At 72.0% G+C, this 12,176-nt stretch carries 11 protein-coding genes; 6 read left to right on the top strand and 5 right to left on the bottom strand.

The features are described from left to right. Nucleotides 1-3: 3 nt before the first annotated feature. From G9272_RS16555 to G9272_RS16540, 4 genes are all read right to left on the bottom strand, one after another. The gene (locus tag G9272_RS16555; RefSeq protein WP_171397292.1) at nucleotides 4-948 is read right to left on the bottom strand and encodes a carbohydrate ABC transporter permease; all 945 of its coding nucleotides are present in this window, start codon (nucleotides 946-948) and stop codon (nucleotides 4-6) included. Nucleotides 949-950: 2 nt separating this feature from the next. Further along, nucleotides 951-2,300, bottom strand: a complete 1,350-nt coding sequence (locus G9272_RS16550; protein ID WP_171397291.1) for an ABC transporter substrate-binding protein — start codon at nucleotides 2,298-2,300, stop codon at nucleotides 951-953. A 104-nt stretch (nucleotides 2,301-2,404) separates the two neighbouring features. Then, complete coding sequence (locus G9272_RS16545; RefSeq protein ID WP_171397290.1) at nucleotides 2,405-3,616, bottom strand: ROK family transcriptional regulator; 1,212 nt, start codon at nucleotides 3,614-3,616, stop codon at nucleotides 2,405-2,407. A gap of 255 nt (nucleotides 3,617-3,871) precedes the next feature. Beyond that, nucleotides 3,872-4,975 carry a mechanosensitive ion channel family protein gene (locus G9272_RS16540; RefSeq protein ID WP_171397289.1) on the bottom strand — a complete coding sequence of 368 codons (1,104 nt, stop codon included), beginning with the start codon at nucleotides 4,973-4,975 and terminating at the stop codon, nucleotides 3,872-3,874. Between the two features lie 324 nt (nucleotides 4,976-5,299). Between G9272_RS16540 and G9272_RS16535 the strand changes: the two genes are divergently transcribed. The 5 genes from G9272_RS16535 (at nucleotide 5,300) to G9272_RS16515 (ending at nucleotide 9,962) form a co-directional block, all read left to right on the top strand. Next, nucleotides 5,300-5,836 carry an HNH endonuclease gene (locus G9272_RS16535; RefSeq protein WP_057600138.1) on the top strand — a complete coding sequence of 179 codons (537 nt, stop codon included), beginning with the start codon at nucleotides 5,300-5,302 and terminating at the stop codon, nucleotides 5,834-5,836. 184 nt (nucleotides 5,837-6,020) lie between these two features. Beyond that, a complete protein-coding gene (locus G9272_RS16530) occupies nucleotides 6,021-6,632 on the top strand; it encodes a putative immunity protein (protein ID WP_171397288.1) in 612 nt (203 codons plus the stop codon). Between the two features lie 523 nt (nucleotides 6,633-7,155). Next, complete coding sequence (locus G9272_RS16525) at nucleotides 7,156-7,392, top strand: hypothetical protein (protein ID WP_437184369.1); 237 nt, start codon at nucleotides 7,156-7,158, stop codon at nucleotides 7,390-7,392. Beyond that, nucleotides 7,393-9,495 (top strand): 4-alpha-glucanotransferase, encoded by a 2,103-nt coding sequence (gene malQ / locus G9272_RS16520; protein ID WP_171397286.1) that lies wholly within the window; start codon nucleotides 7,393-7,395, stop codon nucleotides 9,493-9,495. Between the two features lie 185 nt (nucleotides 9,496-9,680). Continuing rightward, nucleotides 9,681-9,962 carry a hypothetical protein gene (locus tag G9272_RS16515; protein ID WP_171397285.1) on the top strand — a complete coding sequence of 94 codons (282 nt, stop codon included), beginning with the start codon at nucleotides 9,681-9,683 and terminating at the stop codon, nucleotides 9,960-9,962. Between the two features lie 639 nt (nucleotides 9,963-10,601). Here the strand turns inward: G9272_RS16515 and G9272_RS16510 are convergent. Then, nucleotides 10,602-11,123, bottom strand: a complete 522-nt coding sequence (locus G9272_RS16510; RefSeq protein ID WP_171397284.1) for a MarR family winged helix-turn-helix transcriptional regulator — start codon at nucleotides 11,121-11,123, stop codon at nucleotides 10,602-10,604. A 107-nt stretch (nucleotides 11,124-11,230) separates the two neighbouring features. On the opposite strand from G9272_RS16510, the gene G9272_RS16505 reads away from it, so the two are divergent. Then, entirely contained in the window at nucleotides 11,231-12,172 is a 942-nt protein-coding gene (locus G9272_RS16505) for an EamA family transporter (RefSeq protein ID WP_171397283.1), read from the top strand. Nucleotides 12,173-12,176 lie beyond the last annotated feature (4 nt).

Below are 12,176 nucleotides of genomic sequence, written 5' to 3'. Positions count from 1 at the left end.
GGGTCAGTCACCTGCCTGGATGAGGCCGCCCCGGCGCCGCATCAACAGCGCGGTGAACGCCATCGAAAGGGCGAACAGGACCAGGGCCACGACGCAGGCCGAGCCGTAGTCGAAGCGCTGGAAGCCGAGGTTGTAGACGAGTTGGGGAAGGGTGAGCGTGGAGTGCTCCGGGTAGCCGGGCTCGAACATGGTGCCCGCGCCCTGGATCACACCCGAGGCGACCTTTCCGGCGATCAGGGGCTGTGTGTAGCACTGCATCGCCGCGATCACGCCGGTGACGACCGCGAACATGATGATCGGCGAGATGTTGGGGAGGGTGACGAACCGGAACCGCTGCCACGCCGAAGCGCCGTCCAGCTCCGCGGCCTCGTACTGCTCCTTCGGCACGTCGAGCAGCGCGGCCATGAAGATGACCATCAGGTCGCCGACCCCCCACAGGAACATCAGGGTGAGGGCGGGCTTGGACCAGTTCGGGTCGTTGAACCAGCCCGGCGCGGGGATGCCGATCTTCTCCAGGATCGAGTTGACCGGGCCGGTGCCGGGGTTGAGGAGGAAGGCGAAGGCCATGGTGGCCGCCACCGGCGGGGCCAGGTAGGGCAGGTAGAAGAGGGTGCGGAAGACACCCGTACCGGTCTTGATCTTCGTGATGAGCATGCCGATCCCGAGTCCGAACAGGACACGGAGGGTCACCATGATCACGACGAGCCAGAGCGTGTTGCGCAGGGCCGGCCAGAAGAACGGGTAGTGCTCGAAGACGTACGTCCAGTTCTTCGTGCCGCTCCACGTCGGCGGCTTGAAGCCGTCGTAGTGCATGAACGAGAAGTAGACCGTCGAGATCATCGGGTACGCGAAGAAGACCGCGAAACCGATCAGCCAGGGGGAGAGGAAGGCGAGGGTGCGCAGTGCCGAGCGCCGGTGCTTCGCCCTCAACGTGTGAGTGGTCGCCATCGCTACTTCGCCTGCGCGATGTCCGTGTCGATCTGCGCCGCCGCCTTCTTCAGGCCGGCCTTCAGGTCGGTGACCTTGCCGCTCTCGTAGTCGTAGCCGAGTTGCTGCACGGTGGTGAGGTAGACGCCGCCGTTGATCGACGCCGGGGCGGTGGTCGAGTTCGGGTTCGCGGCGATGTCCAGGAACGTCTTGAAACGCGCGTCGTACTTCAGGTCCGGGGACTTCAGGGCCGCCAGCGTGGACGGCACGTTGTGGATGGCGTTGGAGAAGGCGACGACCGCGTCCGTGTCGGTGGTCATGTACTTCACCAGCTCCCAGGCCGCGTTCTGCTTCTTGCTGGTGGCGGCGATACCGGCGATGGTGCCGGTGATGTAGCCCTTGCCGTACTGGGCCGCCTGGTCGTCCGGGACGGGCAGCGGGGCGACGCCGATCTCGAAGCCGGGCTTGGCCTCCAGGGCCATGCCCAGCCGCCACTCGCCGTCGAGCTGCATGGCGACCTGACCGGTCTGGAAGGGGTGCTTGGGGCCCCACTCGTCGCCGAGCGTGGAGCGGAAGGTCTCCAGCTTCTTGAAGCCGCCGAGGTCGTCGACGAGCTTCTTCTGGAGGGTGAAGGCGGAGGCGACGGCCGGGTCCGTGGCGATGGTCGACTTGCCGGCCGTGTCGAAGTACGTCGGGGAGAACTGGCCGAGGTAGTGCTCGGTGGTCGTCTCCCAGCCGTGGTAGTTCGGCATGAAGCCGAGCTGCTTGAACGTGTTCCCCTGGGTGATCGTCAGTTTCTTGGCGTCGGCCTCGAACTCGGACCAGGTCTTGGGGGGAGTGGTGATGCCCGCCTTCTCGAACGCCGTCTTGTTGTAGTAGAGGCCGTACGCGTCGCCCAGCAGCGGCACGGCGCAGCGGTTGCCGTCGAACTGGGTGTACTCGTTCATGGCCTTCGGGAAGGTCGTGGACGGGTCGATGTCCGCCTTCTTGAAGAAGGGGTTGAGGTCGACCAGGGCGCCCGACGAGCAGAACTTGCCGACGTTGCTGGTGGTGAACGACGAGATCACGTCCGGCGCCTTGGTGCCGCCCGCGCGCAGCGCCTGGTTGATCTTGTCGTCGGTCATGTTGCCGATGACGTTCACATGGATGTTGGGGTGCGTCTTCTCGAAGCCCGCGATCAGTGACTTCACGGCCTTCACCTCGTTCGGCGCGCTCCAGGCGTGCCAGAAGGTGAGGGTCGTCTCCTTCGACGCGTCGTCGTCGGAGCCGGTCGCGGACTGGCCGGTACAGGCGGTGGTGCTGAGCAGGAGGGCCGTGGAGGCGGTGAGGGCAAAAGCCGCCTTTCGGACGACTACGGGTATGCGTGTGGGCATGGCGGAGCCTTCCAGGGACAGAGCAGGGTGAGTGGAATGCGGTGAGGTGAGGTGAGGTGGAGCGGGGTGAGGTGAGGGTCCGGGGGAGGGGGGTGGTGGTGCGGCTAGCGCGAGGTGTCGAAGACCTCGTCGCGGGTGGCCGCCAGCGCGCTCTCCAGCGCGCCGCGCAGCACGGGCCGTTCGGTGACGTCGCCCATGACCAGCTTCGGCCGGGACGCGGCCAGTTCCTCCAGCTCGTCCTGGACGAGGGCGCGCAGCACCTCGCCGCCGGCGGTCAGGGAGGCGCCGCTGAGGACGACGAGTTCGGGGTCGAGTACGGAGACGAGCGAGGCGAGACCGGTCGCGAGCCGGGTCGCGTACGTCTGGAGCAGCTGCCGGTGCGGGGCGGTGTCCTCGGCGGCGGCCCGCTCGACGAGCGCGGCGGCGACCTCGGCGTACGGCCCGGACGGGAGGTCGGTGATGCCGAGCTCCCGGGCCAGCCGGGGGACGGCCTGGGAGCCCGCCAGCTCCTGGAAGCCGCCGCTGTTGGCCTTGGTCACCTGGCGGACCAGGGGGGCGCCCGGAACCGGCAGGAAACCGACCTCGCCGGCGCCGCCGGTCCAGCCGCGGTGCAGCCGGCCGCCGAGGACGAGGGCGGCGCCGAGACCGCCTTCGTTCCACAGCAGGACGAAGTCCTCGTGGCCGCGTGCCGCGCCCAGGCGCTGCTCGGCGACGGCGGCGAGGTTGACGTCGTTCTCGTACTCGACCGGCATCGGCAGGGCCGCGGCGAGATCGTCGAGCAGCGCGGGGGAGTGCCAGCCGGGCAGGTGGGAGGCGTAGCGCAGACGACCGGTGGTGGGGTCGAAGGCGCCGGGGGTGGCGACGACCAGCCGTCGCACCTCGTCCCGGGTGAGGCCCGCGGCCTTCACCGCGCCGTCGAGGGCGTCGGTGACCTGCCGTACGACGGCGTCGGCGGTCTTCCGGCCGGGCGTGGGCACCTCGAACGTGCCCACGGTCCGGCCGGTGGCGTCGGCGACGGCGGCCAGGACGCGTTCGGGGGTGACATCGAGCCCCGCGGCGTATGCGGCGGCCGGATTGACCTCGTACAACTGGGCGTTGGGGCCGGGGCGCCCCTCGGTGGTGCCGGTCGCGAGCACCAGTCCCGCCGCCTCCAGCCGGGCCAGCAGCTGTGAGGCGGTGGGCTTCGACAGGCCGGTGAGCTTGCCGATGCGGGTGCGGGACAGGGGGCCGTGCGCCAGCAGGAGGTCGAGGGCGGCGCGGTCGTTCATGGCGCGCAGGACGCGCGGGGTGCCCGGCGTACCGGCGGTTCCTGCCATGGGGTCGACACCTGCCTTTCTGAACTGCCCAGCTTCTCAAGTCCGCCGGACGCAAGTCCACATCCGGCCACTGTTAGGAAAGTTTCCTATCGGCTGGCAGGAACGTAGACCCGTCACGAAGGGGACGTCAAGGAGTGAAATGGGAAACGCCCCCGAGGCAACAGAGTCGTTACTTCGGGGGCGAAACGTTCGGTGGGGCCGGGAAACGCCGGAAGGCCGCACCCGGGGAGCGGGTGCGGCCTTCCGGCGTACGGGCTACTTCGCCGGGGTCACCGGCCGGGGCTGGGTGATCGGTGTCGCCGCCGCTGCCTGGGGCGAGTCCGTGTTGGAGAACACCGACGGGGCCGCGACCGCGGCCGTCGGGTCGGCCGGGTCCTCCGTGACGGGAGCGGTCGCGCCGCCCACGATGCGGATGTCGGCCGCGTCGAAGGCGCGCTTGACGCGCCAGCGCAGCTCCCGTTCGACGACCAGGGCCTTGCCGGGCATCGTCTTCGCGGAGACGCGGACGACCATCGAGTCGAGCAGCACGCTGTCCAGGCCGAGCACCTCGATCGGGCTCCACAGGAGCTCGTTCCAGGGCTCTTCCTTGCTCATCTTCTCGGCGACCTCGTCCAGGGTGGCCTTGACCAGGTCGAGGTCCTCGGACGCCTTGACGGTCACGTCGACACCGGCCGTCGCCCAGCCCTGCGAGAGGTTGCCGATCCGCTTGACCTCGCCGTTGCGGACGTACCAGATCTCGCCGTTGGCGCCGCGCAGCTTCGTCACCCGCAGCCCCACCTCGATGACCTCGCCCGTGGCCACACCCGCGTCGATCTGGTCGCCGACGCCGTACTGGTCCTCCAGGATCATGAACACACCGGAGAGGAAGTCCGTGACCAGGTTGCGCGCGCCGAAACCGATCGCCACGCCCGCGACACCGGCGGAGGCCAGCAGCGGGGCCAGATTGATCTCGAAGGTGCCCAGCACCATCAGCGCGGCCGTGCCGAGGATCACGAAACTCGCCACCGAACGCAGCACCGAGCCGATCGCCTGCGAGCGCTGACGCCGCCGCTCGTTGTTGACCAGCAGCCCGCCCAGCGCCGTGCCGTCGACCGAGGAGACGGTGCGGTTCATCCGGTCGATCAGCTTGGTGATCGCCCGCTGCACCACCACTCTCAGCACCACCGCGATCACCAGGATCAGCAGGACGCGCAGACCGATCGCCAGCCAGGTCGACCAGTTCTGCTCGACCCAGCTGGCCGCGTTCGTCGCGCTCTCCTGGGCGTCCTGGAGGGACGGGACGGTCACCGCGGTCGGCGACTCCGAGGGAGTCGGCGACGGTGACACGTCGGCGGCCGGTAGGACGGCGGGCAAGGACACGGCAGGTACCTCCAGGTGCTGCTCTGCTCCATTCGGTGCGGCGGTCAAGGGCGACACGCGCTGCGAGGTCACGGAAAGGTCACCGGACGGGCAGAACCACCACACTAACGGGGCATTGTGTGCGGTTCGGCGTGTTCCGTGAAGGAGAGACGGTCCTCACCTGCGCTTGAACCGGCCATGATCCTGGGGAGACAACAGGGTGTGGTCGAAAACACTCCCGGCCCGTTACCGGGACATGGTGGCGCGTCCACCAGGCAAGAGGGGAGACTGACCACAGATCGTCCCGGCGCGAGCCACGCGCCGCCGACGCCCAAGGAGGCATCCGTGCCGCATGTCCTGGTCCTCAACGCGTCGTACGAGCCGCTCGGCGTCGTACCGCTCCGCCGCGCGCTCGTCCTCGTCCTGGAGAACAAGGCGATCTCCCTCGAGGAATCCGGCGCCTTCCTGCACAGTGCGACCGTCACAGTCCCCGCACCCAGCGTGGTCCGGCTCAAGCGATTCGTCCGGGTTCCCTATCGGGGGCCCGTTCCTCTGACCCGCCGGGCGCTCTTCGCCCGGGACGGGGGCCGGTGCATGTACTGCGGTGGCGTCGCAACCAGCGTCGACCACGTCATCCCGCGCAGTCGCGGAGGCAAGCACGTGTGGGACAACGTCGTGGCGTCCTGCCGTCGCTGCAACCACGTCAAGGCCGACCGGCACCTCGTCGAGATCGGCTGGCGGCTGCGCCACAAACCCGCTCCCCCTTCCGGACTCGCCTGGCGCATCATCGGCACCGGGCATAGGGACCCGCGCTGGCTGCCGTACTTGCAGCCGTACGGCGCGGACGACGCTCTGGCCCGGATCGACGGCATCTCCGCCTGACGATCCGGGTCTTCGTATTGCGTCGCCCGCGTCTTCGCACCGCGCCACAACGGCCCCCGAGCCGGGTGTGACCGGCTCCGGGGGTCCCCTGTGCCCCCGGAGCCGCATCGTCGTGCGTGGCGCGGCGCCGGTCTGAAGGGCGCCGGTCTGGTGGGCGGGGTTCGGGCGGCGGCAGGATGGAGCCGTGCCCACCGAGTCGGACAAGATCGAGCTGAGCGAACAGGAACTGCGCGAGATCGCGGGCTACGCGGCGGACTGCGCGCGCAGAGCGCTGCCGATCTTCGAACAGAGCCTTCCCGCGGACCCGCGCCCTCGCGACGCCGTCGAAGCGGCGGATGCCTTCGCCGGGGGCGGCCGGCGCACGGGCGCGCTGCGGCAGAGCGCGTGGGCGGCGTACCGGGCGGCGCAGGAGGCCGAGCCCGCACTGCCCGCCGCGGCCGACGCGGCACGAGCGGCGAGCCACGCGGCCGCCGCCGCGTATCTGCATCCCCTGGCGAACGCGCACCAGGTGAAGCACATTCTCGGTGCGGCGGCGCACGCGGCGCGAGCGGAAGAGCTGGCAGCGGGGGAAGACCGGCCTGTCACCGCGGTGAGCCCTGTCACTGGGGGGACCTCTGTCACTGGGGGGACCTCTGCCACGGGGAGGAGCCCTGTCGGTGTGGGGACCCTGGAATGGGCGTGTCATCACGCACCGGCGGCGGTCGCCGCGGTGCTCGGCCGACTGCCGGCCGCACCTCCCGGCGGTGGACGCGCGGGAGAGCTCATGCGCGACCTCGACGCGGCTCTGCGCGCCTGAGGGCGTGCTGGGGGTGGTCGGGGGCGGCCTGGGGGTGGCTGGAGGCGGACTCAGGGCGGTCTGCGGGCGTGGTGGGGCGGGCTCGGGGCGGTCTGCGGGCGTGGTGGGGCGGTCTGAGGGCGGCCTGGGGGTGGTCGGGGGCGGGCTCGGGGCGGTCTGAGGGCGTGGTGGGGCGGTCTGAGGGCGGCCTGAGGGTGGTCGGGGGCGGGCTCGGGGCGGTCTGAGGGCGGGCTCGGGGCGGCTTGGGGGCGGGCTCGGGGTGGCTGGAGGGCGGGCTGGGGCGGTCGGAGGAGGGTTGAGGGCGGTCGGAGGGCGGGCTGGGGCGGTCGGAGGAGGGTTGAGGGCGTCGGAGGGCTGGAGGGGCCGAGGCCGTCTCCCGATGACGGTCTCGTTCGTCGTGCGCAGTCGTGCGTCGTCGTTTCGGCGCGTCGGTCCGCCGTGTCGGCGCGGGTCCCGGGAGGGGGTGGCGGCGTGTAATGACGTGAGGACGTCTGTCCCCGCGTCCGCTGGGTAGGGCTGGGGTATCCGATGCCGTACTGATGAGGAGGCCACCGTGATCGCGCCGGCCCGCTCCAAACGCCTGGCGGAGCCCTCCGCCGCCACCCCCGTCGAGCTCGACGACCCCTGCCTCTGTGCCTTCAGCGCCGAGGGCACCTACGCCGAACCCCCGCTGACCAGCGAACCTCCGCTGCCCGACGCCGAGCCCCTGACCAGCGAGCCGCCGCTCGCCGTCGCGGACTCCGACTCCACGAGGCCCTAGATGACCGTGCCCGCCGGAGAGGAGCTCGCCCGGCTCGCCGCGCTGCACGGCGTCGCCACCTCCTACCAGCCCTCCCCGGACCGCACGGTCATGGCCTCGGCCGGTGCCGTCACCCGCGCCCTGGCCGCCCTCGGTGTCGACGCGGGCACCCCGAAGGCCGTACGTGCCGCGCTCGCCGCCCGGGAACGGGAGCTGCGCGAGCGGCTGCTGCCGCCGACGGTGGTGTGCTGGCGCGGAAGCCCCTGCGAAGCGCTCGCCGCGCTCCCCGAGGGCACCGCCCTGCGGGTGGAGACCGAGCAGGGCGAGTGTCGCGACTCCGTCGAGGAACTCCCGCTCGGGGTGCATCAGCTGACGGCCACCGCACCCGACGGGCGGACCGGCCGCGCCCATCTCGTCGTCGCCCCGCCCCGCCTGCCCACGCCCACGGGACGCTCGTACGGACTCCTCGTCCAGCTGTACTCCCTCCTCTCCCGGCGCTCCTGGGGCATGGGCGACCTCGGTGACCTCGGCGAGCTGACCGCCTGGGCGGGGCGGGCGCTCGGCGCCGGGTTCGTGCAGGTCAACCCCTTGCACGCGGCCGTGCCCGGCACCCCGACCGACCCCTCCCCGTACCGGCCCTCCTCGCGCCGCTTCCCGGACCCGGTGCATCTGCGGGTCGAGGACGTCCCCGAGTTCGCGTACGTCCGGGACGACGAGGATCCGCGTTCCGCGTTGCTCGAACGGGCCGGGCGACTGCGCGAAGCCGTCCTGGAAAAGGGCGAGTTGATCGACCGGGACGCCGTGTGGGAACTGAAGCGGGAGGCGCTGGAGCTGGTCGCCCGGGTGCCGCTCGGGCCCGGTCGGCGCGCCGCCTACTGCGACTTCCTCGCCGAGCAGGGCCAGGCCCTGGAGGACCACGCCACCTGGTGCGCGCTCGCCGAGGTGCACGGGTCGCAGTGGCGGCAGTGGCCGTCCGGGCTCCGGGACCCGCGCTCCGCCGAGACCGCCCGCGCCCGCGGCGAGTTGATGGACCGCGTCGACTTCCACTCCCGCCTCGCCTGGCTCACCGACGCCCAGCTCACCGCCGCCCAGCGCGCCGCGCGCGATGCGGGCATGCCGGTCGGGATCGTGCACGACCTGGCGGTCGGCGTGCACCCCGAGGGAGCCGACGCGTGGGCGCAGCAGGAGTACTTCGCCGCCGGCATGTCGGTGGGCGCACCGCCGGACGCCTTCAACGCGCGCGGCCAGGACTGGGGCCTGCCGCCCTGGCGCCCGGACCGGCTGGCCGCCTCCGGCTACGCCCCCTACCGCCGGCTCCTCAAGGCGCTCTTCCGGTACGCGGGCGCCCTGCGCATCGACCACGTCATGGGCCTGTTCCGCCTCTGGTGGGTCCCGCAGGGCGAGCCGCCGACCGAGGGCGCCTACGTCCGCTACGACGCCGAGGCCATGCTCGCCGTCCTGGTGCTGGAGGCCTCCCGGGCCGGTTCGGTGGTGATCGGCGAGGACCTCGGCACCGTCGAGCCGGGCGTGCGGGAGACGCTGCGTGAACGGGGAGTGCTCGGGACGTCCGTCCTGTGGTTCGAACGGGACTGGGACGGTGACGGGCGCCCCCTGCCCCCCGACCGCTGGCGCGACGACTGTCTGGCCACCGCCACCACGCACGACCTGCCGTCCACCGCCGCCCGGCTCACCGGCGAGCACGTCGAACTCCGGGACCGGCTGGGCCTGTTGGCCCGGTCCGTGGAGGAGGAGCGTGCCGAAGCGGCCAACGACACGGCGGAGTGGCTGGCCCTGCTCACCCGTCTCGGACTCCTGGCCGGCACCGGCGGCGGCAGCGACCTCTCCTCGGAGGAGGCCGAGGTCCAGGCGGTCCACCGCTTCCTGCTGCGCACCCCCGCCCGCATGATCGGCGTCTGGCTCCCGGACGGCGTCGGCGACCGCCGCCCGCAGAACCTCCCCGGCACCTGGGACCAGTATCCGAACTGGCGACTGCCGATCGCGGACGCGGCGGGCCGCCCGGTGACCCTGGAGGAGTTGGCGGCCTCGCCGAGGCTGCGGTCGCTGATCGAGGTACTGCGGGAGGAACACGGCCCGCCTGGGGACACCCCGTCTGCGGGAGTCTGAGCGGGAGTCCGAGCGGGAGTCCGAGCCGAAGCGAGCGGGAGTCCGAGGGTGAGGCGGGCGGGGCCTTTCGGTGCCGTAGCGGGGGTGCGACGGCGGCAGCCCCGCGGACGGGCGTACGAGCGCCCCGCGCCTCATACGGCACCCCGGACGCGCGCTCCCCGACAGGGTTCGCTAACTTGGGCACCGTGGACAAGAAGAACGCCCTGCGCGCCGGCGCCCTGGCTGCCGGTACGACGCTGATGATGCTGCTCATGTCGTCCCCCGCGCTCGCGCTGACCCGCGACGACGGTGACGACCCCGGCCCGGGTCTGAGCGTCGGCGAGACGCTGGGCCTCTATGTGGTGGCCCCGCTCGCGCTGTTCGCGCTGATCGCCGGTCTGGTGTGGGTCCTGGACAAGTCGAAGGACAGGGGCGACACCACCAGCTCCAACATCACCGTCAAGGGTCGGGCCAAGGCCAAGGCCTAGCTCGCCGGCCCCCTGACTTCCGGCCCGGATTCGGGCCCGAGGGCGTCGGCTCCTTCCACGTACGCGCGTGCCGTACGTGGAAGGAGCCGACGCCCTCGACTCGTTTAGGGACCACGCCCCGCCCGGCCGGGTCCTAGGGGTGGGGTGCCGTCAGATACCGCTGCACCGTCGCGACGCACGTCGGCTGAAGACGCGCCGGAAAGCACCCGCGCACGGCGGTGCAGGTAGTTCCTTCGACAGGCCGTGGGCCGGGCCGACAGGTTCCCGCGCATGACCTGCCGAATCGAGTTGCACACCGCTCGGTGAGCGCGCCCCGGCTGTGCCGCCGCCCGCCTGTACGACCAGGGACCGCGCCTGAGGCGGGAGTCGCCGGACTGGCTCCCGCACGGCCGCGGCTTCGACCTCCCCGCCGACTTCCGCACCGACTTCCCCGCCGACCTCCCTTCGGAGCGTCCTGGGACGCGGCCGTCCCGCAGGGAGCCGGCGGGTGTCGTCCGGGAGGTGCTGAACCCGCTGCCGGAGGATCCGGCCACCCTGCACCCCCGCTCCGCCGAACCCGGCGTCCCTCGGCCGACTGCTGGCCGAGCCCTCCTGGACCGCCACCGCCGACCTCGACGCGGAGTCGGGCGCCACCCCGGCTCAGCTCCTCGACGTCTCCGTCGTCAACAGCAACTCCCGCAACAGGTAGGCCAGTTGACCGGACCGCTCGGGATCCAGGGCGGCGGTCAGGGCCTCGGTCTGGGCGGCGAGGCCCGCGCCGACCGCCCGGTCGACCAGCTCGAGACCCTTCTCGGTCAGCGTCACGTGGAGGCCCCGGCGGTCGTGCGGGTCGGGGGAGCGGCGCAGCAGTGCGGCCCGTTCCAGTTTGTCGAGGCGGCCGGTCATGCCGCCGGTGGTGAGCATGAGCGTCGCCGACAGCTGGCGGGGCGAGAGGGTGTAGGGCTCGCCGGAGCGGCGGAGTGTGGCGAGTACGTCGAACTCGCCCCGTCCGATGCCGAGAGTCGCGTACGCCTTCTCCATCCGGTCGCCCATCGCGCGCGCGAGCCGGGAGATCCGGCCGAAGACCTCCATGGCGCTGGTGTCGAGGTCGGGCCGGACCGTCGCCCACTGCTCGATGATCGCGTCGACGGGGTCCTTGCGCGGGGCCTGCGGGCTGCTCATGGGATGAGTATCCCCCGATTCCGGTCACCCGCGAGAAAGTAGCTCGGCGCTAAGCCGCTCTACGCCAAGCCGCTTGACGCTAAGTTGCTTAGAGCTAAGCTAATTCCATGAAGAGGTCCACGACCGTCCTGCTCACCGCTCTCGCCCCGATCTCCTGGGGCACCACCTACGCCGTCACCACCGAGCTGCTCCCCGCCGACCGCCCGCTGTTCACCGGCCTGATGCGGGCCCTGCCCGCCGGGCTGCTGCTGCTCGCCCTCGGCCGGGTCCTGCCGCGCGGTGTCTGGTGGGGGAAGGCCGCGATACTCGGCGCGCTGAACATCGGCGCCTTCTTCCCGCTCCTCTTCCTCTCCGCCTACCGGCTGCCCGGCGGCATGGCGGCGGTCGTCGGCTCGGTCGGACCGCTGTTCGTCGTCGGTCTCTCGGCACTGCTGCTGGGGCAGCGGCCGACTGCCCGGACCGTGGTGGCCGGGGTCGTGGCCGCGTTCGGCGTCAGCCTGGTGGTGCTGAAGGCGGCCGGGGCGCTGGACCCGCTCGGCGTCCTCGCGGCGCTCGCCTCCACCGCCTCGATGTCGGCCGGCACGGTCCTCACCAAGCGGTGGGGCCGCCCGGACGGCGTCGGCCCGCTCGCCCTCGCCGGCTGGCAGCTCACCGCGGGCGGCCTGCTGATCGCCCCGCTCGCCTTCCTCGTCGAAGGCGCCCCGCCCGCCCTGGACGGCCGCGCGGTCGGCGGCTACCTCTACCTGGCCCTGGCGAACACGGCGGTCTCGTACTGGCTCTGGTTCCGCGGCATCGGCCGGCTCACCGCCACCCAGGTCACCTTCCTGGGTCCGCTCTCCCCGCTGACCGCGGCCGTCGTCGGCTGGGCCGCCCTCGGCCAGGCGCTGACGCCGCTCCAGCTGACGGGCATGGCGCTGGCGTTCGGCGCGACGGTGGCGGGCCAGCTGAGGGCCGGCGGGACGGCCGTACGCACGTTCGGGCCCACTGGGAGGAAGGCCCGCGGAGACCGGGACCGGCCGGACGTGACAGGTCCGGCGCTCCGGCGGTGAGCGC

Source organism: Streptomyces asoensis (genome assembly GCF_013085465.1).
Taxonomy (GTDB): Bacteria; Actinomycetota; Actinomycetes; order Streptomycetales; family Streptomycetaceae; genus Streptomyces; species Streptomyces cacaoi_A.
The sequence above is the reverse complement of the archived record's forward strand: the minus strand, read 5'-3'. Positions and strand labels throughout refer to the sequence as shown.